The 25,078-nt window shown below is 72.5% G+C and carries 15 protein-coding genes; 8 read left to right on the top strand and 7 right to left on the bottom strand.

Annotated features, from left to right (window positions below):
* Window positions 1-831: 831 nt before the first annotated feature.
* From WMF44_RS24880 to WMF44_RS24870, 3 genes are all read left to right on the top strand, one after another.
* Complete coding sequence (locus WMF44_RS24880; protein WP_437292516.1) at window positions 832-1,626, top strand: hypothetical protein; 795 nt, start codon at window positions 832-834, stop codon at window positions 1,624-1,626.
* A gap of 110 nt (window positions 1,627-1,736) precedes the next feature.
* A complete protein-coding gene (locus tag WMF44_RS24875) occupies window positions 1,737-2,858 on the top strand; it encodes a hypothetical protein (RefSeq protein ID WP_437292515.1) in 1,122 nt (373 codons plus the stop codon).
* A gap of 188 nt (window positions 2,859-3,046) precedes the next feature.
* Window positions 3,047-4,480 (top strand): sigma 54-interacting transcriptional regulator, encoded by a 1,434-nt coding sequence (locus WMF44_RS24870; RefSeq protein ID WP_437292514.1) that lies wholly within the window; start codon window positions 3,047-3,049, stop codon window positions 4,478-4,480.
* Between the two features lie 55 nt (window positions 4,481-4,535).
* On the opposite strand, the gene WMF44_RS24865 is transcribed toward WMF44_RS24870, so the two are convergent.
* Both WMF44_RS24865 and WMF44_RS24860 read right to left on the bottom strand, forming a co-directional pair.
* Window positions 4,536-6,266 carry a hypothetical protein gene (locus tag WMF44_RS24865; protein ID WP_437292513.1) on the bottom strand — a complete coding sequence of 577 codons (1,731 nt, stop codon included), beginning with the start codon at window positions 6,264-6,266 and terminating at the stop codon, window positions 4,536-4,538.
* Window positions 6,267-6,315: 49 nt separating this feature from the next.
* On the bottom strand, window positions 6,316-10,338 hold the full coding sequence (locus tag WMF44_RS24860; protein WP_437292512.1) for a protein kinase domain-containing protein: 4,023 nt from the start codon (window positions 10,336-10,338) through the stop codon (window positions 6,316-6,318).
* A gap of 28 nt (window positions 10,339-10,366) precedes the next feature.
* Between WMF44_RS24860 and WMF44_RS24855 the strand changes: the two genes are divergently transcribed.
* Together WMF44_RS24855 and WMF44_RS24850 are read left to right on the top strand one after the other, a co-directional pair.
* Entirely contained in the window at window positions 10,367-11,848 is a 1,482-nt protein-coding gene (locus WMF44_RS24855; protein WP_437292511.1) for a serine/threonine-protein kinase, read from the top strand.
* A 632-nt stretch (window positions 11,849-12,480) separates the two neighbouring features.
* A complete protein-coding gene (locus tag WMF44_RS24850) occupies window positions 12,481-14,184 on the top strand; it encodes an alpha/beta hydrolase family protein (RefSeq protein ID WP_437292510.1) in 1,704 nt (567 codons plus the stop codon).
* A 12-nt stretch (window positions 14,185-14,196) separates the two neighbouring features.
* Here WMF44_RS24850 and WMF44_RS24845 read toward each other — a convergent pair whose 3' ends face one another.
* Window positions 14,197-14,940 (bottom strand): SGNH/GDSL hydrolase family protein, encoded by a 744-nt coding sequence (locus WMF44_RS24845; protein WP_437301607.1) that lies wholly within the window; start codon window positions 14,938-14,940, stop codon window positions 14,197-14,199.
* A gap of 538 nt (window positions 14,941-15,478) precedes the next feature.
* Here WMF44_RS24845 and WMF44_RS24840 point away from each other — a divergent pair.
* Window positions 15,479-16,144, top strand: coding sequence for a hypothetical protein (locus tag WMF44_RS24840; RefSeq protein ID WP_437292509.1), 666 nt, complete (start codon window positions 15,479-15,481; stop codon window positions 16,142-16,144).
* Window positions 16,145-16,256: 112 nt separating this feature from the next.
* Here WMF44_RS24840 and WMF44_RS24835 read toward each other — a convergent pair whose 3' ends face one another.
* The 4 genes from WMF44_RS24835 to WMF44_RS24820 all read right to left on the bottom strand — a co-directional run bounded on the left by WMF44_RS24835 (window position 16,257) and on the right by WMF44_RS24820 (window position 21,541).
* Entirely contained in the window at window positions 16,257-17,744 is a 1,488-nt protein-coding gene (locus tag WMF44_RS24835; protein ID WP_437292508.1) for an amino acid permease, read from the bottom strand.
* 320 nt (window positions 17,745-18,064) lie between these two features.
* Window positions 18,065-18,517, bottom strand: coding sequence for a multicopper oxidase domain-containing protein (locus WMF44_RS24830; protein ID WP_437292507.1), 453 nt, complete (start codon window positions 18,515-18,517; stop codon window positions 18,065-18,067).
* Window positions 18,456-19,859, bottom strand: coding sequence for a hypothetical protein (locus tag WMF44_RS24825; RefSeq protein ID WP_437292506.1), 1,404 nt, complete (start codon window positions 19,857-19,859; stop codon window positions 18,456-18,458). Before WMF44_RS24825 ends, WMF44_RS24830 begins: the two co-directional genes overlap by 62 nt.
* Window positions 19,860-20,665: 806 nt before the next feature.
* Entirely contained in the window at window positions 20,666-21,541 is an 876-nt protein-coding gene (locus tag WMF44_RS24820; protein WP_437292505.1) for a hypothetical protein, read from the bottom strand.
* 488 nt (window positions 21,542-22,029) lie between these two features.
* On the opposite strand from WMF44_RS24820, the gene WMF44_RS24815 reads away from it, so the two are divergent.
* Window positions 22,030-23,379, top strand: a complete 1,350-nt coding sequence (locus WMF44_RS24815) for a hypothetical protein (RefSeq protein ID WP_437292504.1) — start codon at window positions 22,030-22,032, stop codon at window positions 23,377-23,379.
* Between the two features lie 130 nt (window positions 23,380-23,509).
* Window positions 23,510-25,066, top strand: a complete 1,557-nt coding sequence (locus WMF44_RS24810) for a tetratricopeptide repeat protein (RefSeq protein WP_437301606.1) — start codon at window positions 23,510-23,512, stop codon at window positions 25,064-25,066.
* The last annotated feature ends 12 nt before the right edge of the window (window positions 25,067-25,078 follow it).

Raw genomic sequence — 25,078 nt, 5'->3', positions numbered from 1 at the left:
CAGTCGGGGCTCGATGCCGAGGCGCCATCGGAACGTTCGGGCTCGCCGTCGCTCGCGCCCGTGACGACCGAGCGAGCGGGACCGATGCCGAGATCGATCGGCTGACGAAGATCTCAGTGCGCATGACTGCCTTTCCGAAGCGAAGCAAAAGAATACCGACGAGCGCCAATGTGAACGCTCACATCTCCGATGTCAATCGCGGAAGGCCGTTGAGGGGAGGCGGCTCCTTGGATTCACAGGTAAGTTGTTGATATGGTGTCGCTTTTTCGGGGACGCCGGAGTGCGTGGAAAAATGTTCTGTCGCTCCAGGGCAGCTTCCGCGGTTGGGACTTGACGTCTCCGGAGGGGCCGGGCTCCCCTCTCCGTCTCTCCACATTGGACTTCCTTCTCCCACATTGCGGGACGTGGTCGAGCCTACGCGGGCAGGGACGAGCTGCTGTTGCAGCTGGCCAAGGGCGGCGCGGGGCTGCGCCGGTTCACCCCTGTCACACCTGACACGTGCCACACCGGTCAGTGTGGCAGGCGCCAGGCCGCCGCGCGTGTGCGCTCCGGCGCTCCCAGGGGAGGGGGTGTCCTCTGGGCGGCAGGGGACAGCGCGCGAGATTCATCGGACACGGCCGCGTGTCGCGCGATATCTCGGCGCGTCATCGCTGCTGGCCCCGCTCTTGCGATGTGCTGCGGTGAAGGCCGTCGCGACGCGCTGACGAGCCGACACGCCCGCGGGTGGCCCGCGGGCGCGCCGGATCCGTCGTGTGCGAGGGGGGTTCGCGCGCCGGCCGCCGCGCGGGCGGGAGCCCGCGCTCAACCCACGTAGGACCGAGGAGAATGATCATGACCTTGAATTCGATGCTCCGTGTTGTCTCGATGGCTCGCACCGCCCGCCGCGCCGCGGCCCTCGCGCTGGGGCTCTGCGCCCTCGGCGGCTGCGCCGTGGGGCAGGAGCCGGCGGACGAGGCGGTCGAGGAGGGGCTCGCCCCGATCACGAGCCTGCAGCTCTCGAACGGCGCCGAGGTTCATTTCTACGAGCCGGAGGAGGGCCGCGTCCTGGCCTTCACCACCGGCGAGATCGACGAGTCCATGGAGCGGCTGGCCCCCGTCGCGCTCTACGAGGCGCTCTCGCGACAGGTCGCGCCGCCGGCGCTGATCGCGGCGCAGGAGCGCATGGACGCCGCCCGGCTCGCGGGCGGCGCGCGCCGCGCGCCGATCGCGCCCGGCGTGGACGTGATCGAGGAGGCGCAGCCGGCGCCGGCGCGGCGACCGAGCGCCGGAGAGGAGTTCGGGACCGCCGCGCAAGCCCTGACGGCGAGCGATTTCGTGGCGAGTTATTGCAACCCGAGCAGCGTCGATTTCGATTATTGCTGGACCGACAGCACCGTCAACCGCTCGGTCACGGTCAACGGCACCAGGTGGTATCACGCCCACGTGGACTCCACCTCGGGCACGGTCCAGATGGCGGTGTACTACAGGAACATGTGGGGCAACGATATCCTGGTCTTCGTCCGGACCGTCACGGCGACGGGGGGCGTGTTCTCGTACGAGACAGAGAACAACGATACGTACACGGTCGTCGTCTCGCAGGTGGACCCCGGCAACACCTATCATCTCTCGGTCCACGGCGATCAGTAGGCGGCGGCCCGCCGCGCCCTTCTGCGCGGCGAGCCGCCCGGGCGAGATCGGCCGCCCTCGGGCCGGTCTCGCCTGGGCGCACCCTCGCGGGGACGATACCCTGGGCGAGGATGGAGCCCATCTTCGTCCTGATGATCATCTCGGGGATCGCGGGGCTCGCGCGCTTCTTCGCGCACGCGCGCAACGACGCGCGGCGGGCGGCCGAGGCCCGCTGGCGGCTCGCGCGGCCCATGTGGCAGCGCGCGGCGGCCCTCGTCGGGGGGGAGTTCCGGTCGGGTCCGGGCCCATCGGGAGACCCGCGGATGCAGATCTCCGCGGCGCTCGACGGCGTCGCGCTCCTCGTCGACCACGACGTCGATCGCAGCGGCGCGGCCGTCGTGCGCTACAGCACCCGCATCACGGGCACGGTGAGCAACCCGTCGGGCCTCAGGCTCCGGGTCAACGAGAAGCAGCTCGACAGGTCGAGCGGCGGGGGCTTCCGGGCGCGGCGGGTGGACGCCGGCGACGCGGCGGACGACGGCGCCTTCGTCGTGCAGGCGAGCAGCCCGGCGCTCGCGCGCTGGTGGCTCACGCGGGAGCTGCGCGAGGCGCTCCGCGCGGCGGCCGAATACCAGCTCACGCTCGAGTCGCACCGGCTGACCGCGATCCGCGCCGGGCTGGAGGACGACGCCGAGAAGCTCGCGAGCGCCATCCGCGCCGCGGCGCTCGTCGCCGGCCGCGGCCGGGCGCTCGCGAAGGAGCTGCGGGCGCTGTCGCAACAGCTCGGCGGGCGCCTGCTGTCCGGCGCGGGGACCGCCTCGCCCGGAGGAGGCATGACCATCGAGCTCGAGCACCGCGGCCGGCGCCTCACCGTGGCGCTCGGCCGGGATGGAACGCGGGGGGCGTTCGGCACGCAGGTGCGCGTCGCCCGCGCCGCGTCCCCGTCGGAGCGGTTCATCGTGAGGCGCCGGCAGAGGCGCGGGCCGGACCCGGTGAACGCCGGGCAGCCCGACGACGGCGGCCTGTCGCGGGCGTACGAGGTGCAGGCCGACGCGCCGGACCGGGTGGCGTGGCGCCTGACCGACGAGGTGAAGCGCGAGATCGCCGCGCTCCGCCCGGCGGCCGTCGTGGGGGATGAGGCCGCGGTCAAGCTGGTGTTCGGCCGCATCGAGACGGGGCGCGACCGGATCGAGCGCGCGATCGCGATCGTCTCCTCCCTCGCGGCGCCCGCGCCGCAGGGGCCCTACCGCTGACGGCCCGGCGAGCCGCCCTGAAAGCTCGGGGCGCCGCGACAGGACGACCAGCGCGTGAGCTCCGCGCGCCTGAGCTTGCTCCACTGGCTGGCGGGGCGTGATAGATCGTGGGCCTGCGGCATGCAGCCTCGGGTCGATTCCCTGGCGCCTCCTCCGTGCGCGGCCTGCCAGGGGCGGAGAGGGGCAGGATGAGCGCGGGTCGGGACGAGCCGACGACGCTGGTCCGCACCCGGCGGCACGCCAGCTCCGCGGCCGAGCCGCGGCCGTTCCTCTTCCTCGTCTTGCAGTGCCAGCGGCCGATGGATCCGCCCGCGCGGCTGGCGCTCGACGGGGTCGACGAGGTGCGGTTCGGGCGAGGCCCGGTGCGGTCGATCGACCGGCGGACCGAGGCGGACCGGGCGCTGCTCGACGTGCGCCTCGAGGACGGCTGGGTGTCGTCCCGCCACGCGCGGATCACGCGCGACGGCGGCCAGCTCTGCCTGGAGGACCTCGGCTCGACGAACGGCACCTTCGTGAACGGGGTGCCACGGCGGAGCGCGACGCTCGCCGAGGGGGACCTGATCGAGCTCGGGCACACGTTCTTCCTGTTCCGCGAGGTCGCCGTGCCCGACGAGGCGGCGAGCGACGCGGTCCAGGCGGCGGATCAGCCGTTCGGCCTCGCCACCTTCTCGCCCGAGCTGGCCGAGCGCTTCGCCTCGCTCCGGGCCGTCGCGCCCGCGCCCATCCCCGTCGTCCTCCAGGGCGAGAGCGGCACCGGCAAGGAGGTCGTCGCGCGCGCCGTCCACGCGCTCTCGGGGCGGCCCGGCCCGTTCGTCGCCATCAACTGCGGCGCGCTGCCCGAGAGCCTCATCGAGTCCGAGCTGTTCGGCCACAAGAAGGGCGCCTTCTCCGGCGCCGCCGAGGACCGGCCCGGCCTCATCCGCGCGTCCGACCGCGGCACGCTCTTCCTCGACGAGATCGGCGATCTGCCCGCGGCGTCGCAGACGGCGTTCCTGCGCGTGCTGCAGGAGTCGGAGGTCGTCGCGGTGGGCGCGACGCGCCCCGTGAAGGTCGACCTCCGCGTGGTCGTTGCCACGCACCGCGACCTCCCGGCGATGGTCGAGCGCGGCGACTTCCGGGGCGATCTCTTCGCGCGCCTCTCGGGCTTCGTGCTCGAGCTGCCGCCCCTGCGCAGGCGCCGGGAGGATCTCGGGCTGCTCATCGCCGCGCTGCTCCGCCGCGCCGCCCCGGACCGGGCCGCGTCGATCTCGCTGGGCTGCGAGGCGGCGCGCGCGCTCCTCCTGCGCGAGTGGCGGCTCAACGTCCGAGAGCTGGAGAAGTGCCTGGCGACCGCGATCGTGCTCGCCGGCGGCGGCCGGGTGGAGCAGAGCCACCTGCCGCCGCCCGTCGTCGTGCCGCGGAGCAGCCACCCGCCCGAGGCCTCGAAGCCCGACGCCCAGCCCGCCGAGCGCCAGCGGCCCGCCGAGGAGGACCAGCAGCGGCGCGAGGCGCTCATCCGCCTCTTCCGCGAGCACCGCGGGAACGTCAGCGCCGTGGCGCGGGCGATGGGGAAGGGGAGAACGCAGATCCACCGGTGGATCGCGCGTTATGGCATCGAGCCTGGCGACTACAGGGACGGGTGAGCGCGCGATTGGGTGACGGCGCGGCCGCGCGACGGCGCGGCCGCGTGGCCGCCGCTCAGGGACAGTACTGCGCGCCGGCGGACAGCGGGCTTCCGGGCAACATCGGCGCGAACGGGGAGAACGGGAAGTCCCGGACGACATCCGAAGGGTGGTTGAGAAACACGGTGATCGGATGGCGCCATGTGCGCCCGCCGCCCTTGCACTGCTGGAAGTCCCTGTCGCCCTCCACGAGCCCCCCGTCGTCGACGGAGCACTGGTGGAGCGTCGGACACTCCGCGACGAGGAGCGATTCGTCGCAGGCGCCGACCGGGGTCGCGACGCAGTCGACGTCGCCCTCGGCGCCGGCGCAGAGGCGCTCCCCCACGTACGCGGCGTGATCGGTCCAGTATTCACCCGTGCAGGCGAAGGCGTGCTGATAGATGGCTTGCCCGGAGTCCTCCCCGGCGGTCGGAGCAGGGTGGAATTTGCCCTTCTCGTCCACTTCATTCATCCCCACCTGGAGCCGGGGGTGGAGGGGCTCATCGCCCCACAGGTTCCCGTAGAACGCGCCCTCGCGCCAGCCGAAGACATCGATCTCCGCCGCCGGATACACCGCGGGGCGGAACGTCGCCTCGTTGATGGAGATGGCGCCGGGCGGCGGCGGGGGGCTCGGCCGCGGGTGGCTCGCGACGCTGAAGCGGCGGCTCCTCTGGAGCACCGCGGCGACGCCTCCGCCCGGCGCCAGGAGGCCGGCGCGGCCGCTCGTCCGCGGGCCGCTCATGAGGCTGAAGTAGGCGCTTTGAGGGCAGACGAAGCGGAGCGCGGGCTCGGCGCGGCCGTCGCAGCGCACCTCGCTCGGATCGATGTGATCGGGTGAGTCGGCGTCGCAGCCCCGGACACCGCTGCAGACGCGAAGCACCGTATCGCTGGCGGGCAGCCCGGCGGCGCTCGCCGGGTCGTCGGCGCAGTCGGTCAGGGGCGCGTCCCCGGTCGCGATGAACACGGTCGAGCCCGGGGTGCACGAGCCGACGTCCTGGGCCGTCCATCCACAGTTGCGCGACGCGCCCTGGGAATCGATCGCGCACCGCCTGAAGCTCGAAATGGCGTCGCCGTCCTCCGTGTTCCTCACCACGCGGACGGAGGGCGCCGGCGTGAGGAGCCCCGGCCGGTGCTCCGGGAACGCCTGGCCTCGCAGCGAGACGGTGATCGAGCGGCCCATGGCGTTCACGAGCGAGAGCATGCACGCCGAGACGAGCTGCTGGCACTTCGGCCCCGCCTTGTCGACGGCCCAGACAGGGCAGATCCCGATCTTGCCGTCGAACGTGAATTCCTCGCCTGTCGACGTGTCGGTGTACGAGACGCTCTGGCCCTGCTCGAGGGCGCAGGCGACGAGGTAGTCCATCACCTCGCGCGTGGGCTCGTGGCGGAGCTGGTAGCGGAGCTCCGGGTACTTGCTGTCGTCGGCGTAGCTCGCGGTCGCGAGCGGGACGGTCACCATGACGGGATTGGCCCGCGGGTTCGCGATCAGCGCGTTGCGGGTGAGCGCCTCGGCGGAGAGGCCGTTGCCCCAGACGCCCTGCACCGCGTCCGCGATGGCCGCCACCAGATCGCTGGCCGACCCGCCGCTGGCCGACCAGCCGCTGGCCGGCCCGACGACCGACCCGCTCGATGAGCCGCTCCCCGCCGGCGCCGCGCGCGGCCGCCCGTCGAGCGGGGAGGCGTCGCCGCCCGCGACGGCGCAGCCCGCGCCCACGAGCGAGAGCCCGAAACACAGCGCAATCAACCCTCGTGTCCGGTAAATCTTCACGCGGTCAGATCCTTTCTTGTCTCTGCTCCGGGCGATACGACCGGTCGGTTCACGCGGCGCCGGTCGCTCCGGGCGTGAGCAGGGCGCGCTCGATCTCGTCGAACCGCTGCTGCCAGAAGCCCGCCGACGTCGCCCTCGCCTCGGCGAGGAACAGGCGCGCTTCGCCGCCCTCGCCCGCGCGGAGCGCCGAGAGGGCCGCGCTGTGGAGCGCCTCGGCGTGCTCGTGAAGGATCGCGGTCTGCCGCGCCTCGTCCACGAGCGCGCGCCATGCCGCAGCGTCGAACCGACCGGCTGCCCGGTCGTCCAGGGCCTGTTGCACCAGGCGTGCCAGCGTCCGGGCACACGGGGTGAGGTCGGGTTCGGGGAGGCTCGCGCGGGCCTCGGCCAGGTGGCGCGCCGCCTCGTCGTGCTCGCCCCGGGCGAGGTGGATGCGGGCGAGGAGGAGGACGTCGTCCGGCGAAGGGCGCTGGTTGAAATAACGCCGCTGGAGGTCGAGGCTGCGGCGCGCGAGCGGGAGGGCCTCGTCCGGCGCGCCCAGCCAGTACCGCAGCTCCGCCAGGTTCAGCGTGGCCCAGCGCTCGAGCTGGGCGTGGCCGAGCTCGCGGGCGAGGCGGACGGCCTCCCGCTGGTCCGCGACAGCGCGCCCTTCCTCCCGCCGCTTCACCCACATGAAGACGCGGTTGATGTACGCGGTGCACAGGTGGAAGACGTCGCCGGCGCGCAGGCAGGCCTCGACGACGGCCTCGGCGTGGCGCTCGGCCTCGTCGAGGCGGCGGGCCACCGACAGCGAGGCGACGAGCACGAGCCGGGCGATGACGTGCGCCTCGTGATCGCCGGCGGCGAGCGCGCCGCGGGCGGCCCGCTCCAGCTTGGGGATCCCCTCGTCGACGCGCTGGTCGCGGCAGTCCGAGCGGCCGCCCGCGAGCAGACAGCGCGCGTCGAGGCGAGCGTCGCCGAGGCCGGCGCAGAGCTCGGCGGCGCGCGTCGCGAGCGCCGCGGAGGCGGGGAAGTCCTCGAGCCAGTCGAGCGCGGTCGCCTCCTCGAGGAGGAGCTCGGCCGCGCCGGCCCGGTCGCCCGCGGCCTCGGCCAGCGCGCGGGCGGCGCGCAGATCGGCGAGCGACTCCTCGAAGCGCTGCAGGCGGTAGCGCGCGCGGCCTCGGCCCGCGAGCGCGCGGGCGCGGGCGCGGGTCGAGGCGTCGTCGCGCTCGAGGAGGCCGGCGAGGCGCAGGGCCGCGGTGAAGCGCTGCTCGGCCTCGACGACGTCGTGCCGGGCGAGCGCCTCGTCCGCGAGCTCGGCGTGCGCCGCCGCCGCGGCGGCCAGGTCTCCCGCGGCGGCCGCGTGGCGCGCGATCCGGGCGCGCGCCCCCGCGGCGCGCGGCGCGCCGAGGAGGCCCTGGAGGACGGCGGCGTGCAGCGCGCGGCGGCGGGCGGGCGGGATGCGCGCCTCGACGGCCTCGCGCAGGAGCGGGTGCCGGAAGGCGTAGCGCGGCGGCGACGCCGAGCGCACGACGAGCACGCCCGCCCTGGCGAGGCGCGCGAGGCCGACGCCCGGGTCCAGCGCGCCGGCCGGCGGCGGCGCGCCGGTGGCGCGATCCTGCGCCCGCAGGGCGGCCTCGAGGTCGGCCGGGGAGAGGTCGTCGCCGAGGATCGCCGCGCCCTCGAGCAGGTCGACGAGCGGCGGCGGCAGGGCCGCGAGCGCGCGCTCGGCGAGGCGCTCGCCGAGCGGCGCGGCCGACAGGGAGAGCAGCTCGTCCGGCGCGAGCGTCCAGCCCTCGCCGCCCCGGGCGCGCTGGATCGCGCCGCCGACGCGCAGGGCGCACGCCACCTCGACGAGGTCGCGCGGGACGCCGCGCGCCAGCGCGTGGAGGCGATCGAGCACGGCGCGGGGGACGAACTCGACGGGGCGGAGGCGGTCCTGGAGCAGCGCGCCCGCGGCCTCGGCGTCGAGCGGGCCGAGGTCGAGCGCCACGCGGCGGGCGGCGCGCTCCCCGAGCCCCGGACGGAGCGACGCGATCGAGGGCCGCGCGGCGAGCACGATCGCGAGGCGCGCCGCGCTGCCCTCGGCCGTGGCGAGCTCGATCGCGTCGAGCGCGGACGCGTCGGCGCGATCGGCGTCGTCGAGCAGCAGCGCGAGCGGCGCGGCGGCCGCGAGGGCGGCCGCGAGCGCGCGGGCCTCGGCGTGGCGGCGCGCGCCCGGCGCCCCGAGCAGCGGCGCGGCGGCCGGGTCTCCCGGGGCGAGCCGCCCAAGGGCGAGCCCGACGGCCGGCCAGGCGCGCGCGGCCTCCGCCGCGCCGAGCCGCTGGACGAGCGCCTCCTCGGCATCCGCGTCGCGCTCGCCGCTGGCCGGCAGAGCCAGGGCCGCGCGCAGGAGCGCGACGAGCGTCGCGCCGTTCTCGGCCGCCTCCGGCCGGAGGGCCGCCGCGGCGTGCACGGCCGCGCCGCCGGCGTGGAGCGCCGCCGCGAGCGCCCCGAGGAACCGGCTCTTTCCGTGCCCTTCCGCGCCGAGCGCGGTGACGAGCGCCGGCCCGCCGCCGGCGAGCGCCTCCTGCGCGGCGGCGAGGGCCGCGCAGAGCGCCGCGTCGCGGCCGCGCAGGGCGGTCTCGCCGGGCTCGTCGGGGGGCGCGTCGCGCGGAGAGGGTGGGGTGTCGTGCAGGCCGTCCGCGAGCGCGCGCCGCGCTTCGGCCGTGAGGATCGCCGGCGGCATGGCGTCCGCGTCGCCCGGGCCGGCGCCCCAGGTCTCCGCGTCCTCGAGCGCAGCGCCCGCGAGCGTGACGCCGCGCGTGCCCTCGCGCACCCGGAGCGGAGCCAGGTGGACCACGAGGGGCGGCTCCGCTGCGCCGGCCGCGGCGAGGCGCTGGGCCACCCGCGCCGCCGCGCGCACGCCGTCGCCCGGCGCGTCGGCGGCGGGGAAGGCGAGCACCATGCGCTCCCCGCGAAAGCGCGCCAGGATGCCGCCTTCGGCGCGGGCGATCTCGACGAGCGCGTCCGCGCGCTCCCGCGTGCGCAGGGCGAGCAGCGCCACCGCCCGGCGCGGGTCGGCGGTGGGAGCGGGCGCGCCGGAGGAAGCCGCGCGCCCTCGGGGCGGGGCGACGCGCGCTTCCAGCGACGCCGCGAGCGCGCGCGCCACGTCGCTCGCGCGGGCCGGGCGGGCCTCGGGATCCTTCGCGAGGCAGCGGAGGACCGCCTCGTCGGCGCCCTCGGGCAGCGGCGCGAGCGAGGAGGGCGGGTCGGGGCGGCGCGCCACGTGGGCCTGCCGCACCTCGGCCGCCTCGCCGACGAACGGCGGCCGGCCGGTGAGCAGCTCGAAGAGCATCGCGCCGAGCGCGTAGATGTCGGCGCGCGCGTCGACGGCGCGCGCGCCGAGGCACTGCTCCGGCGCCATGTACGCCGCCGTCCCGAGGATCGCGCCGGTCTGCGTCAGGTCGGGGCCGAGCGCCGCGCGCGCATCGCCGCCGGCGCGCGCCTGCGCGGCCAGGCCGAAGTCGATCAGCGCGACCTCCCCGCCCGGCCGAAGCCACACGTTCTCGGGCTTGAGATCGCGGTGCACAAGCCCGGCGTCGTGCGCCGCGTCCAGCGCGACCGAGAGCGCGCGCGCGATCGCCGACGCCTGCTCGAGCGGCATCGCGCCGGTGCCCGGCAGGTCCGCGAGGCAGCGCGCGAGCGAGCTGCCCTCGAGCCGCTCGAGCACGAGGAACGGGCCGAGCTCCCCCGAGCGCCCGCGGCCGAGCAGCGCGGGGGCCAGCGGCGGCGCGAGGCGGGCGAGCGCCGCGGCCTCCCGCTCGATCCGGCCGTCGTCTTGCCGGTCTTGCCGGCGCGCCACCTTGAGCGCCACGGCGCGGCCGTCGCCCTCGCGCGTCGCCGCGTAGACGCGCGCGAACCCGCCTTGCCCGAGCAGCCGCTCGACACGGAGCCCTTCGACGCGGAGCCCGGGCACCAGCGGCGACGGATCCCGATCGAGCGCCTCGAGCTCGCGCTCGTCGGCGCTCGTCGCCGGCGATGGGGCCAGAGGGTGCGCCGGGCACGCGGCGCCGGCCCGCGCTGGGAGGCGGCGATGGCACTCGGAGCAGCGCATGGGGCGCGAGTATACTGGGGTAGGTGCCATGCGGACGCCTGCCGAGCCCCACCAGGACGAGACAGCCGTCATCTCGGGCCGACAGCTGGAGCTCGAGGCGAGCGCCGCCGGCGACGCGCTCCCCGCCGGCGCGGTGGTCGGGGGTTACGTGCTCGACGACGTGCGGCTCGGAGGCGGCTTCGGCGTCGTGCACCGCGCCGTCCCGGTCGGGGGCGGCGCGCCGGTCGCCTTGAAGGTCCTCCGCCGCGGCCTGTCGCTCCTGCCGGCGATCCTCCGGCGCTTCCAGCGGGAGGCGGAGGTGCTCGCGCGGCTCAAGCACCCGGCGATCGTCGAGGTCCGCGGCGTGGGCGCCCTGGACGACGGCCGGCCGTACATCGCGATGGAGTGGGTCGAGGGCCGGAGCCTCGCGGCGGAGCTGAGCGCGCGGGGCGCCTTCTCGCTGCCCGAGGCGGTCGCGCTGCTCGAGGAGGTCGGCGGCGCGCTCGCCGCCGCGCACGCGATCGGCGTCGTGCACCGCGACGTGAAGGCCCAGAACGTCATGGTCTGCCCTGGCGCGGGCGGGCTCGGCGCGCCGGGCGTGAAGCTGGTCGACTTCGGCATCGCCAAGCTCCTCCGCCCGCGCGACGTCGATCGCGCGCGCGGCGCCAAGAGCAGCAGCCTGATCCTCGGCACGCCGCTCACGATGGCCCCGGAGCAGATCCTCGGCGGCGCGGTGGACGCGCGCACGGACATCTACGCGGTGGGCCTGCTCGCCTACCAGCTCGTGACGGGCGAGCTGCCGTTCCAGGGCGCCGATGCGGTCGAGACCGAGGAGATGCACCTGCGCGCGCCGCCGCCCTGCCCGAGCGACCGCGCGCCCGTGTCGGCCGCGTTCGGCGCGGTGGTGCGCCGCTGCCTCGCCAAGGAGCCGGCGGACAGGTACGCGGGCGTGCCCGAGCTGCTGGCCGCGCTCCGCCAGGCGGTCGCCCGGGCGGTCGGCGCGCCGGGCCGAAAGACCGTGGCGCCCGCGGCGCGCTCGCCGCTCGACGCTCGCCTCGCGGGCGCCCGCGCGCAGGGGCCGTGCGCCGCGCTGCTCGTCGAGGCCCGGCTCTCGGCGCCGGACGAGGCCGGCGACGAGGCGCTCGCCGACGTGGAGCGCCTGGTCCAGGCGGCGCGCGCGGCGCTCGTCCGGCTCGGGGCGACGCTCGTCGTCGAGAGCGCCGACGCGCTGCTGGCGGCGCTGCCCGCGCCGTACGATCGCGCGCCGGAGCGGGCGCTCGGCTGGGCCCTCGAGCTCTGGGCGGAGCTCGGCGCGCGGGCCGGCGCGAGCCCCGAGGTCCTCCCGCGCCTCGCGCTGCACGCGGCCGAGCCCGAGGCGCTGCGCGGCTGGGCGCCCGCCTCGACAGGGGCGGGCGTGTTCGTGACCGACGCGTTCGCCGAGGGGCTCCCCGGGGAGGTCGGGGAAGGGGAGGAGAGCGACCGCGCGCCGCTCCGGGGCGAGGGCGGCGCGCTGCGCCGGGTGGTGCCGTGAGCGCCGCGGCCTGACGCGGACGCGCGCTGCCACAGGGTGTCACAGCGGCGGTGTGACAGGGGACAGCCGGGCTGTGGCAGGCGGGGCGCCCGCGCGGCGCGGAGCCGCAACGCCGCGGCCAACGTCACGAGGATGGCCGAGCCGCGTGCCATCGAGGTGCTTGGATACATACCGGTCAACACCGCCGATGAGGTCTTGCGCTGCAATGAGCGCTTCGAGCGCGTCAATGGCCGGGCGTCGAAGCGGCGTACATCCCGACAGGGAGGTTCGAGGCCGGGTAAGACGCCCGCGCACAGCCGGACGAACAGCGGATCGGCCGCGAGGGATTCAAGCCCGAAGATGTGGAGCTCGCCCACGACGAACAGGTCGATCCGTCGGCGGAGCTAGATGCCCGTGACGTAGACCGTCCTGTCGCCGATCTTGAGATCGGTTGAAGGGCTTCTGGATCACGCGATCGACGCCCAGCTTGTACAGCTGTCCCTCGCGAATTGGCGTTCGTTTACGCTGGTCATCTCCGTGTCGCCGGGAGGCGACCGACGGCGCTCTGGCTTGACGCGCTCGACGTCGGGCACAAGAGCGGATCCATGTTGGGTATTCGAGCGCGACAATGGCTGGGTCGAACGTGGCAATGGGTGGGCGTCGGCCTCCTCGCGGCGCTCATCGTCCTCGGCACACAGCTCCTCAAGCGGCGCGCTGGAGCCCGCTCCGTGGCCACGGTGACGTACGCCTGGATGCAGCGGCGGGGGCCACATGGGCCGAACGTCAGCGTCGATCTCTACGCGCCGCCGCGCGCGAGCAAGCGCGGCCCGCTGGTCGTTCTCTTGCAGGGGAACGAGCCCTCGCAGCCCGACGAGCGGCTCGCCTTCGCTGCAAACGTAGGCGACTCCCTACAGCGAAACGGGGTCGCCGCCGCGGCCGTCTCGTTCAACATCCACACCGGCTACACGCTGCGCGCGTGCGCGGCGGACGTCGCCCGGGTCTTGCAAGAGGTCACCAGCGCGCGCAACCCGACGCGCGTGGTCCTCGTCGGTCGCGGCGTCGGCGCGTGGATGGCGTCCCTCCTTGCGCTCGATCGGCGGCTCCTCCAGGGGGCCGGCATGGATCCCGGGCGCGTGGATGGCGTCATCCTGTTGCGCGGCACCTACGACCTCGGCGAGGCGGCGCTCGAGGGGCACCCCGACGCGGCGTTCTTCGCGGCCTCGGTCGAAGATCGCAGGGAGTCCTCGCCCATCACGTACGCGCGGTCCGATGCGCCGCCGTTCTTGATGCTGTTCGGCGCGGAGGACGACATCGGCTGGGCGCGTCTCGCTCGCCCCTTCGCGCGCGCGCTCCAGAATGCGGGCGCGCCCGACATCGACCATTTCGTCGTCCCCAGGCGCGATGCGCACAGCATCGTGCACTGGGGCGGAAGGGGAGACATGGTCGGCGATCTGGTGTTCCCCTTCGTCGCCTCGGGCCTCAAGGACCTCCCCATCGACAGCCCCTTCGGCGTGCTCCGCCGCTGGGGTGCGCGGCCGCCCCTCGACATGTCGGAGCTCCGCAAGGATCCTCGGGCCATCAGCACCTACCCGGTCGACGCCGCGCTGCGGGAGACGATAAGCGCCCTCTTCGGCAAGGGGGGCCTCGAGCGCTACCCCTTGCCCGGCAGGACGTATCAGGCCATCGATCTGCTCGCCTACCTGGCCGCGCGGCCGAAGTCCGAGGTGGGCGAAGGTGACTGGCTGGTGGTCTCGAACCTTCGGGGAGAGCAACAGTACTTCCCGCGCGAGGCGCTGAAGAAGGCGCAGGCGGTCATCGTGGTCGGACTCGACGACGAGGACAATCTCTACCGCATCGTCGATTTTTACCGGCTGAAGCGCGCCTACTCGTGGATCGAGGGCGAGGAGCCAATGCCAATGATGATCCGGCCGCTCGGCGCGTTCCTGCACTTCCGGACGCCGCTGCCCGCGGGCCTGGGGAACAAGACCTACGCGGCATTCGGGCTCGACGCGGCGAGCTTTCGCTGGGTAGAGAGCGATCCGCTCGCGCCGTTCCGCTCGCTCTCCGGCGGGCTGCGCGAGGCGCTGACCGGCGAGCAAGGGTGCGTCAAGTGCCACAGCTTCCGTGGCGTCAACGTACGAGCGCACCACGCGCTGGCGCTCGACGGCACGCCGTACGGGGCGTACGCGCTGCCGCTCGAGGAGTATCCGAGCGAGGTGCTGCGGCGCTTCTTGTTCGAGCAGGACGCGGTGGCAGCGAGCTTCGGGGTCATGCCGCTCCGGGTGGACGAGACCGTCGCGGGGCAGCTCCTCGATCTGGTGAACCACGAGAAGAACGAGAAGAACGAGGAGAAGTAGCGGCCCCAAACCTCAGGGGTCTACCTGTTCGTGGAGCGCCGCCGCCCACTCGGCGTGCGCGCGCGCCGAGGGGTGCAGGCCGTCGCTGGCGAGCATCTTCGCCTCCGCCTGCTTGTGCATGAGCGGATAGAGGTCCACGTAGCGCGCGCCGGCAGCTCCTGCCTCGTCGCGCAGGATGGTGTTGAAGGCGACGATGCCCGCGCCGATCTGCCGCGGATCTCCGAACGAAGCGGCGGCCGGAGAGAGCGACCAATCGGGCTGCGGGAGCGCCACGATCCGATCCGGCGCGACGCCAGCGTCGATGATCGCCCGGAGGAGCACCCGCACGCGCGAGCGGTAGACGTCCGCGCTAAATCGACGCACGTAGTCGTTGGCGCCCACCGCGAGCGTCACGAACGTGGGGCGAAATGGCGCCACCTCCGGGATCTCCCGCTCTTGCACGTCTTCGGTGGTGTAGCCGTTGACCGCCACGTTCTTGAGGGTCACGCGGCGGCCCTGCGCGCGCCAGAGGTCAGCGAGACGCGAGGGGAACGCGTCGGACGGCGGGTTCCCGGTCCCTGCCGTGAACGAGTCGCCGAGCGCCAGATAGCGGATCTCCTGGAGCCCGCGCGTGGGCGCGACATCCTCGCTGGCACCGGTGGTCGCGCTCCGTGGATAGCCCCCGAGCAGCGGCAAGGCGAGCAGGAGAATCCCGCCGAGCAGCAGCAAAACGGGCAGGAGAAGCGGGCGGATCCAGCGCATCAAGAAGGTTAGCATCACCTCATCACCGAGCCAGATATCCGTCGAATCGCTCCTCGCGGGCTGACCACGGGCCCAGCCAAGGGGCATGATGACGTGGACGATTCGTCGATTCGCGGCGCGCCGTCCGTCCGGACGTGGCAGCGACGCCACCCGCGAGCTGCGAGGTATCCATACAATCCGCCTCACGCCGCTCGCCGAGCTTCAGGCGCTCCCGAGGGACGGAAGCCCGTTGTCCTGTGAGACGAACGATCGGAATGAGGATTGGATCGATGTCCTGACGGGGATCCGACGCTCGGTCGACACGCTCGCAGGGCGAGTCAGCGCAATCAGCGCAATCAGGGCGAGTCAGCGCAATCAGCGCAATCAGGGCGAGTCAGCGCAATCAGCGCAATCAGCGCAATCAGCGCAATCAGCGCCAGGTGACGGGAAGGACGTGCCCATCGAGCGCGCTCCCGGGCCTATCTTTCCACGGCGGGATCGTGCATCATCGAACGATGGTGCCCTGCGGATACGCCGCGATCGCGTGGCGGGGTTGGACGGAGGACGTGAGCGCATGACGACCCCCCTCCGCCCCGAGGAAGCGCTCGCGAGCCTGCGCCGCGCGGGCCTCGCGACACAGATCGACGCCGCGGCCTTCGCGGCGGCGTGCGACCAGGAGCGAGGCGGCGCGCCGCTCGACGCCGAGATCGCGCTCTCGGCGCTGGCGTCGGTCTACGGCGTGCGCGGTCCCTCGGACGCGAGCGCCGTGGACCGCGCGTTCGTGGTGGACGAGCACGCCGCGGCCGACCCGGCGGTCCTCGGCGCCGCGTGGCTCGCGCTCGAGCGATGGCTGGAGCACCCGATCCCCGTCTTGGTGGCGACGGACCTCGACGAGCTCGTCTCGTATGCGGGCGACGTGTGCTTTCTTCGCCGGCACGCCGACGCCTCGGGCGAGGCGCCGTATCTCTTCTCCATCGACCTGTGGCGCGCGGGTGATGACACGCCTTACTCGCTTTACGTGCTGCGGAGCGACGGCGCGCCGCTTTATGCGCTCGGCGTGCCGGTCCAGCTCCACGTGCACCCGGACACGGAGGCCGCGGCTGCCGGCGTCTTCCGCACGGACGGCCTCACGCCGAGCTACAGCGAGCACGCGGCGGGGTGCGCCGCGTGCCGCGACGCGCTCCGGCGCGCCGCGGACCGAGGTGTCCTGCCCGACGTGTTCCGGCCGCTCCTGAGGTAGGGTACGGACAGGTGGCCTGGTAACGGTTCAGACCGGCAGCCTGGGTAGCACCTCGACGGACGAGGGATTTGATCAGCGGGTGGCTCTCGACGAACGTGAGCTGGGAAGAGCGTCACGGGCTCGCCGTCAGCGCGCTGTGCTTGCGGCTGTAGCCGAAGTAGATCGCGAACCCGAGGAGGAGCCAGGCGGCGAGGCGCAGCCAGTTCTCGGTGGGCAGCGAGAACATGAGGAGGAGACAGATCACGATCCCGAGGATCGGGGTGAGCGGGTAGAGCGGCACCCGGAACGGGCGCGGCGCGTCCGGCGCCGTCCGGCGCATGATCAGGACCGCCGCGCAGACGAACAGGAACGCAAGGAGCGTCCCGATGTTGACGAGCTCCGCGAGGATCCGCAGCGGGAGGAGCGCCGAGAGGGTGGCGACCACGAACCCGGTGAGCAAGGTGGACTTCCACGGTGTCTTGAAGACCGGGTGCACCGATCCGAAGAAGCGCCTGGGCAGGAGCCCGTCACGGGCCATGGCGAGCAGCACGCGCGGCTGGCTGAGCATGAGCACGAGCAACACGGAGGTGATCCCGGCGACCGCCCCGAGGGAGATGATGAACTGCGCCCACGGGAGGCCGACGCGCGCGAAGGCATCGGAGACCGGCGCGTCGATGCTCAGCTCGGTGTAGGGCACCATGCCCGTCAGGATCGCCGCGACGGCGACGTAGAGGACGGTGCAGATCACGAGCGAGGCCACGATGCCCGTGGGCAGATCGCGCTGCGGGTGCTTCGCCTCCTCGGCGTGGGTCGAGACCGAATCGAACCCGATGTAGGCGAAGAAGATGGTCGCGGCGCCGGCGAGCATCCCGAGCGGCTCTCCCCCTTTACCGGTCTCGCCGAAGACCGTGTGACCGAAGAAGCTGAGCCCCGCGAGCCCGAACGGCGCGAACGGCCGCCAGTTGTCCGGGTCGACGTAAAACGCGCCCACCGCGATCACGAAGAGCACGACCGCGAGCTTGAGCGCGACCATCACGGCGTTGAGCGTCGCGCTCTCGCGGATGCCCTTGAGCAGGATCACCGTGACCGCGATCGTCACGAGAGCGGCGGGGAGATCGATGATCGACCCCGTGGACACGAGCTCGCCGAGCGCTGGTTCGTAGTCGAACGGCGCGCTCCTGAGCTCTCTCGGCAGCTCTACCCCGAAGATCCCGATGAAGTCCTGGAAATAATGGGACCACCCGTGCGCCACGGTGGCGGCGCCGACGGCGTACTCGAGGACGAGATCCCACCCGATGATCCACGCCGGCAGCTCGCCGAGCGTCACGTACGAGTACGCGTAGGCCGAGCCCGCGACCGGCACCATCGCCGCGAACTCCGCGTAACAGAGGGCCGCGAACACGCAGGCCATCCCCGCGACCACGAAGGAGAGCATCAGGGAAGGACCTGCCTTGTCGTGCGCGGCCTGACCGGTGAGCACGAAGATGCCTGTCCCGATGATGGCGCCGATCCCGAGGCTCGTGAGCTGCAGCGGCCCGAGGATCCGCCGGAGGCGGTGCTCCCCCTGCAGCTCTTCTTTCATGACCGACAGCGGTTTGCGGACGAGCAGCCGGCTCCCCATGATCTTCGGTGTGCTGGCTTTGCGGCCCGGTCCCCGGCACGTCAAGCCGGAGGCCCGTCGGGTCAGGAGCGGCCCCGCGCCGCCGGACAAGCGGAGCCTGCCGCGCCGAGCGCCCCCGCGCCCGGAGACGGCCCCGTGCGGACTCCCTGGCCGCCAGGCGGGTCAAGGAGAAGAGCCTTGCCCTGAGGAACGTGGTGACCTTGTTCCCGGACGAAGGGGAGAAATACCTGAGCGAACGATGGTTCTCGCGATGAACCGCGGCGCTCTCGTCCTGCGATCCCGCGGCCGCGCGTGGAAGGCCTCGCCCCTCGTCGCGCCCCTTAGGTCGGTTGTCCCCGCTGGACGGGGCCGATGCGGTACGGCCGCATCATCTCGTTGTCTTCGTGTTCGAGGATGTGGCAGTGCCACACGTACTGGCCGGCGGTGGCGAAACGCGCCCGGATGCGCGTCACCTCGCCTGGATAGGCGATCACCGTGTCCTTGTAGCCCGTCTCCCACGGCTCCGGCGGACGTGCTGCGCCGACGAGCGGCGGCAGCTGCCCTCCCGGCGAGGCCTCGATGTCCAGGGCCTTCCGGTTGACCACCTCGAACAGGGTCTCGTGGATGTGGATGGGATGGGCGTCGCCCGTCAAGTTGTGGAGCTCCCAGACCTCCGTGTCCCCCACCTGCGGATTCTCGGTGACATCGTCCTCCCACGTCAGCAGCTCGACCTCACCGTCCCTGCTCCTCCCGAGCATCGCCGCCACCGGCGCATCGGCGGCCCTTCGGGACACGGCCGAAGTCGACGATGAGATCCGCGCGCTCGGCCGGCGCCATGAGCAGGCGGTTGCCGTTGGTCGCGGTGAGGTTCACGGGTGAATCCAGAAAGCCGCCCTCGTTTCCAATCATCCAGACTTCCACGGCCGGGATCCGATTGAAATCCAGGATCAAGAAACGCGACTGGCAGCCGTTGAGGAAGCGGAAGCGGTAGCGGCGCTGCTTGACCGCCAGGAACGGCCAGGTAGTGCCGTTTACCATGATCATGTTGCCGAAAAACTCGGGATTCCAGAGCGGCGGGACGTCGGTTTGCGGGATGAACGGACCCGTGATGCCGTCGAAGAAGGCCCGGGTGTCCGGGTAGAACAGCGACCCGTCCGAGTTGAACGAGCGATCTTGGATCGCGATCGGGATCTCGCGATAGTGGATGTCGGGGGCGTCGCCCCGCGAAGGGGCCGGACCGGGGAGCACGGCCGGCCTGTGGGTGCGCGCGTCGAGCACCAGGTCGCTCTGGCCGCCGCGGACCAGGTAGAAGCCCGCCGGACCGGCGTACACGTTCGCGCGCGTCATCCCGAGGGTGTGATCGTGATACCATTCGGTGGAGGCTCGACCCGCGTTCGGATACTGGGCGATCGCGAATCCAGGCCCCCAGGTCACGCCGAATTTGGCGAGCGCCTTCGCCGCGAAGAAATCGTACCAGGTCCCCCTGGTAGCAAACCCCGGTGGGATGTTGGCGGCGGCGGGCAGATACCACGCCTCGGGGTAACCGTCGCTCTCGTCGCCGACTCTCACGGCGCCGTGCACGTGGGTGACGATGGGCACGGGGCCGGTGTAAGGTCCCGGCGTCTCCTCGAGCTCTGGGCGCATGTCGCGGCCCGCCGTGCCTCCCGGCGGGTTCGCCCAGTGCAAGGTCTGGTCGACCGGCAAGAGATGAGGCAAGTAGTTGCCGCCGGCGTCCACCAGCTCGTTGATCCATTTGATCCGCACCGGTCGTTCGTATTCAGCCTCGATCGTGAGCGACGGCGCGTGGAAGATCCGGGGCTCGCCCTGGGCGACCTTCGGCCCGTATCCCCACACGGTCGTCGCCGGGTAGGAAGGAGGCAGGATCTGCTGCGCGAACTGCCGCACGGCGATCTCGTAGCAGTCGATGAACCGGCCGCCGTGGAGCGTGATCTCGCCGGCTCGCGGCATCGCGGGCGGGACGAGCAGCGGCGTCACGTACTTGTCGACGCCCAGAGGGTCGAGCGTGCCGCCGGGGATCGCCGCGCACGCCGTGCGAACGGAGCCGCCGACCCTGTCGAGGAGGAGGAGGGTCGTGCCCCCCGCCCCGATCTTGAAGAACTGACGTCGTGTGAACATCCCCCCACCCTCCGTGTCGAACGCTGGCCCGCAAGCATAGAGGCTGTTCGCTTCGACGCAACCACGGTGTCCTACCACGCGACTCTCGTCGTCGAGGCCGCAAGGCCGCCACCGACACCGATGTTTGCAAGGACACGCTCGCTCGGCGCCGTCGCGAGCGGCGGGCTTCGGGGCGTCGATGAAGAGCTCTGCCGAGCGCCGCAAGCCCGCCCGGCTCGCGTCATGATCGCCGGGGAGGGGTCCTGGCGGCAGGTGGATCCTGGACGAGCCGGGGCGCCTCCACCCCGGAGACGGGCATAGGCGTTCACCAAGCCTCGCGCCGCATTCTCCTACATCCGAACGTTTACGTGGATGTGGACGTTTACGTGGACGTGGACGTTTACGTGGTCGTGGTCGTGGTCGTGGTCGTGGTCGTCAACGATAGGTCGTGAACGGCCACGTCCACGGCCACGACCACGTCCACGTCCACGTCCACGTAAACGTTCATGTAAACGTTCACGTTGGTGGTCGAACGAGCTTGGTGAACGCCTATGCCCGGAGACGGGTGCGATCCGTCTTTTCTTGGAGACCCGTCCACCGGGAGACGGTGGGCACCATCTCGTGCTGGAGCCGTGTCCACCCCGGACATGGGTGCGACCCGTCTTTTGCTGGAAGCGTGTCCACCAGGAGACGGGCGCCACCCATCTTTTGCTGGAGGCGTGTCCACCTCGGAGATGACGGCGACCCGTCTTTTGTTGGAGGCGGGTCCACCGGGAGACGGGTGCCAGGCATCTCCCGCGTGGACGCGCCGGCTCACCCGGATGGGTTCACGGCGTACCGCCCGCCTCGACCGGAGGCGCCGAGACGGCTTCGGCCTTCCTGGCTGGGGCTCTCCGGCGGGATCTCGCGAGGTCGTCGACCATCTCGACGTAGGGCGCCAGCAGGAACGCGGCCAGCGCCTCGCTCCCCGGGATCTCCGGGTCGGCGTGGCTCTCCATCTTCTGGATCAGGCTCCGCAGCGCATCCCGGGCGGCGCTCCACTGCGGCCGGCCGTCGGTCTGCCCGCGCCCGCCCTCCTCGGCGGCGGCCACGGCCGTGAACCCGTACGCGTCGCCGAAGCGCGCGTGGGCGGCGACGAGCTGGCGGTGGTGCCGGGTGCCGCCGAACCCCTCGATCACCGCCTGCGCGCGCTGCTCCTCGAGCGTCTTCATCCGCTGCACCATCGCGGTCCACTGGACCCGGGGCCGGCGCGTGATGAAGCGAAGCCCATCGGGCGCCGGGAAGAGCTGCGCATAGAGCCAGCGCGCCTCGGACGGCGCCGGCGCCTCCCCGTCGTCGGAGAGCCCGGCGGCTCCCGCGTTCCACTGCTCGAACGCGCGCCACCGGTCGTCGCTGTCGATGTTCGCGGCGCTCCGCTCGGCCTCGCTCGCCGCCGCGTGGCGACGGTCGGCCTGCGCGCTCGCCCGCATGCTGCGGAAACCCTGAAGCTCTGTCGTGGCCGCGTCGAAGCGCTTCCAGGGCCTGTCGATGTGGGGCGGCAGCGCCGCGAGGAGCTCGACCCCCCTGGGCAGCGGCGCGTCGCCCTCCCTGCGCTTGCCGCTCTTGGGCCGGAGCACGGCCGCGATTCGCGCGCTCACCTGATCTCGGACAGCGATGACATCGTCGGCGACGAGCTCCGGGGGGAGGACGAGGGTCGAAAACATCGGTGATTCACTCACGGGGAAAACCTCCTGTGATGTCTGATGGGATCCGGCCTGCCGCCGTGGCGACACGCCGTGGTTTCGTTGCGGCGTTGCGGCATGGCAACACGTGTGCCGGTGCGAGGTGAGCCCGTGGCTCGGCGCTGCCGCGCAGGACGGAGAGGAGGGGGAGAGGAGGGGAGCGCAACGCCCTGCCGTGAACCGCAACGGATTGCGCCGTTGCGCAGCGGTTCGCTGGTTGAGAAAGCGGGGGCTTCTCGAGGATCGATCGCCCCGTCGAGGAGCGGTCTACCGAGGCAAGCGAGAAGAGCGCGCTGGATGCTCGTGCCGACGCAGCGATGCGCGGAGGGGGGTTCGTGCGGCTCGGGTGCTCGCGGCCGCGAATGCGGGTAAGCCGTGGCCGTCGCGCCGGCCCGGTGGGGGACGCGGGCGGTGGTGGCGCTGCCGCGCGGCTACGCTTGTGGTAGCGTCCGCCCCGGAGCTCCCGTGCCATGAGCAGCGCCCCGATCGCCACCCTCCGCGGCCACGCGGTGTCCAGCCGCGTGCTGACCCCGCCGCCCGCGCAGAACCTGGACGATGCCGTCCGCCTCTGCGACCCCTACTCGCCGCTGGACCCCCGGGAAGACTCGAGCCTGTTCGCCAACCTGACGGCCATCCGCGGCAGCGATCGCCTCGGCCGGATCGTCCGCAACATCCGCCGGTCCGGTGGGATCCCCACCCTCCACTTCGTCAGCGGTCACCTCGGGAGCGGGAAGACCACCGAGCTCCTCCGGATGAAGGTCCAGCTGGAGACGGCCGCTCACGGCGCGCCGCTCGCGACGGTCCTGTTCCTCGACGCCGACGTGATGCTGAACCGGACCGACATCGATCTGGAGGACATCCTCCTCGCGCTGTGGAAGCTCGTTGATGAGCAGCGGAAGGCGGCGGCCGTGAAGGTGCTCATGCCGCTGTGGAAGGACCAGATCAAGGGGGCGCTCAGCAAGACGATCACCAACCTTCCCGGCGACATCTCGGAGGCGCTCACCCGGATCCTCGGCGAGGTCCGCCTGCCCAGCGCGGAGCGCCGGAAGGATATCCGCACCGCCCTGCGTTCCACGACGGCCGTGCTGATCGAGGGGCTGAACAAGGCCTTCGCCGCGACCAGGGAGGCGCCGGATGACGGCGCGGGTCCGCTGGTGGTGCTCATCGACAACATGGAGAAGCTGAGCCAGGCACACCATGAGGGGGTGGAGCGGCTCTACCGGGAGCGGATGGGCGCCCTGAAGAGCCTCGACGCGCACCTCGTCATCACGGTTCCGCTGTATCTCTGTTACGCGCCGGCCGGCGCGGGGCTGAGCGGGCTCTACGGCGGCGAGATCGTCGTCGTGCCGATGATCGAGGTCCGCCGGCGCGCCGCGGAGGGCGGTGGGGACAACCAGGGCGGCGTGACCGCGCTGGCCGACCTGCTCAGGAAGCGAGTGCGGTTCGATCGTCTGTTCGAGGAAGGCGACAGGGCGGCGGAGCGAATCGCGCGCCTCAGCGGCGGCTGCATCCGGCACGCGCTCCACATGGTGCGGGCAGCCAGCAACGAGCACGATGACCCCCCGGTGACCGCGGCCTCGGTCGAGCGGGCCGCCGCCATCTTGCAGGCCGATTTCGAGCGGGCGCTGCCCGAGGGATATGTGCCGATCCTGCGCCAGATCGCCGAGACGAATCGATTTCCGGACCAGTGCGACGTAGGGGTGAAGCGCGACCTGCTGCTCAACCTGTTCGCCCTCGAATATCAGAACGGCGGTCCGGACCCGTGGCACGCGGTCCACCCGCTCGTGGAGCGGTGCCGGAAGTACCGTGAGCACGGGTGAACCCGCGGGCGGGGGGTCGTATTTGCCAGGGTCGGCTGGCGAGCCCATCGCCAGCCTGACCGACGAGTCCGAGGAGCGGCTCAGGGCGCTCCGCCGGGGACTGCGGCGCGCGGACCGCTTCGCGTTGTTCGTGGTGCTGGCGTCCGGCGCAGCGCGGGCCGAGGTGTTGCGGCGGATGCGAGGATGGAGCGGGCAGGAGGGGCTCCCGACGCTCCAGTTCCTGCCGGATGGAGCGCAGGGCGTGCGCGCCGTGGAAGAGCTCCTGGAGACCGCGGGGCCTGTCCAGCCGCTCCGGGGTGTCGTCGTGCCTGATACAGCGTCGTTGCTCGACGCTGCGGAAGGCCGCGCGATTCAGGCGCTCAACGTCGCGCGCGACACGCTGGCGCGCGTGATCGTGGGACCGCTCGTGCTGGTGCTTTCGCCGGACCGCGCGGCCGATCTGCCGCGGGTGGCGCCTGATCTGTTCGACGTGCGATCAGGGACATGCGAGGTGGAAGCGCTCCCAGGCGCCACGCTGGGCGATGCAGCGAGGCTGGCATCGCCGCCCGATGAAGCGGGACGCCCGGCGGGATCCACCGATGAGCTGGACGAGTTGAGGGCGACAGCAGCCCGGCTTCGCGAGGCGATGGCTTCGTCGGAGGCGCCGCCGCCGGCCGCGCTGGCCGATGCATGGCTGAATCTCGGGCAGAAGCTGCTAATTCATCACCATGCCCTCGACGAGGTGCTGGCTAGCTCAAGCGAGGCGAGGCGCCTGGCGGAGGGTATCGGCTATCACGGGGCAGTTGCCGCTGCCTTGGTCCTTGAAGGCATCGTGGCGATGCTCCGTGGAGATCGCGAGCGCTCAAGGAAGGCATACGAGCATGGCCTGGAGATCTCTCGAGCGGCCCAGGATCGCCTTGGCGAGGCCACCTGCCTGAAGAGCCTCGGCGACCTCGACATGCGCGTCGATGACCTCGATACCGCTCGCGCTTCCTACACCCTTGCTTTGCCCATCTTTCGCGAGATTCGCGATCGCCTCGGAGAGGCCAACTGCCTGAAGAGCCTCGGCGACCTCGACATGCGCGTCGACGACCTGGATGCCGCTCGCGCCTCCTACACCCTCGCTCTGCCCATCTTTCGCGAGATTCGCGATCGCCTCGGAGAGGCCAACTGCCTTCAGAGCCTTGGTCTCCTGGCGCTCGCGGCCGGAGAGCCCAGGGAAGCCTTTCAGCGCTTCCTGGAGGTGCTCGCCCGCCATCGCGAGATCCGGAATCGAGTTGGCGAGCAGGCTGCTCACGGCTACCTCGCACGCGCAGCCGCGGCTGTCGGCGCTCTGGACCAGGCGTTGATCCTCGTAGAGCGCTCTCTGGACATCGGCCGGCGGATACACGCTCGCTTTGGCCAGAGAATCACACTGGAGCTCCAGCTCCGGCTCTTCTCCAGCCTAAAGGACGACCGAGCGTTCCTCGCCACCGCCCTTCTGCTCCGGGATCTCTGCACCTCCCTCCGCGAGGTCGAGCGCGCCCAGGGCTACGCTGCCCTCCTTGAAGAGGCACAGCGCACGCTGCCCGCCGAGGCGTGGGCCGACCTCCAGCAACACGCCGAAGCCATCCGCCTGGCGGCCGTCGCTGCAGCGTCTCAGCGCCTCCAGGACGCCGGCCGCGACCCCTACGCCCTCCCCAGCCCTCCTGATGCCACGACTCCGTGACTCTTCAGCCGT

The sequence above is a fragment of the Sorangium sp. So ce426 genome, from assembly GCF_051475585.1.
Classification (GTDB): domain Bacteria; phylum Myxococcota_A; class Polyangia; order Polyangiales; family Polyangiaceae; genus Sorangium; species Sorangium cellulosum_B.
The sequence above is the reverse complement of the archived record's forward strand: the minus strand, read 5'-3'. Positions and strand labels throughout refer to the sequence as shown.

Coding starts and splice junctions, on each gene's coding strand:
- WMF44_RS24840 (WP_437292509.1), top strand. CDS start 15,479: ATGACGACCCCCCTCCGCCCCGAGGAAGCGCTCGCGAGCCTGCGCCGC.
- WMF44_RS24835 (WP_437292508.1), bottom strand. CDS start 17,744: ATGGGGAGCCGGCTGCTCGTCCGCAAACCGCTGTCGGTCATGAAAGAA.
- WMF44_RS24875 (WP_437292515.1), top strand. CDS start 1,737: ATGGAGCCCATCTTCGTCCTGATGATCATCTCGGGGATCGCGGGGCTC.
- WMF44_RS24820 (WP_437292505.1), bottom strand. CDS start 21,541: ATGTTTTCGACCCTCGTCCTCCCCCCGGAGCTCGTCGCCGACGATGTC.
- WMF44_RS24815 (WP_437292504.1), top strand. CDS start 22,030: ATGAGCAGCGCCCCGATCGCCACCCTCCGCGGCCACGCGGTGTCCAGC.
- WMF44_RS24845 (WP_437301607.1), bottom strand. CDS start 14,940: ATGCTAACCTTCTTGATGCGCTGGATCCGCCCGCTTCTCCTGCCCGTT.
- WMF44_RS24870 (WP_437292514.1), top strand. CDS start 3,047: ATGAGCGCGGGTCGGGACGAGCCGACGACGCTGGTCCGCACCCGGCGG.
- WMF44_RS24860 (WP_437292512.1), bottom strand. CDS start 10,338: ATGCGCTGCTCCGAGTGCCATCGCCGCCTCCCAGCGCGGGCCGGCGCC.
- WMF44_RS24855 (WP_437292511.1), top strand. CDS start 10,367: ATGCGGACGCCTGCCGAGCCCCACCAGGACGAGACAGCCGTCATCTCG.
- WMF44_RS24880 (WP_437292516.1), top strand. CDS start 832: ATGACCTTGAATTCGATGCTCCGTGTTGTCTCGATGGCTCGCACCGCC.
- WMF44_RS24825 (WP_437292506.1), bottom strand. CDS start 19,859: ATGTTCACACGACGTCAGTTCTTCAAGATCGGGGCGGGGGGCACGACC.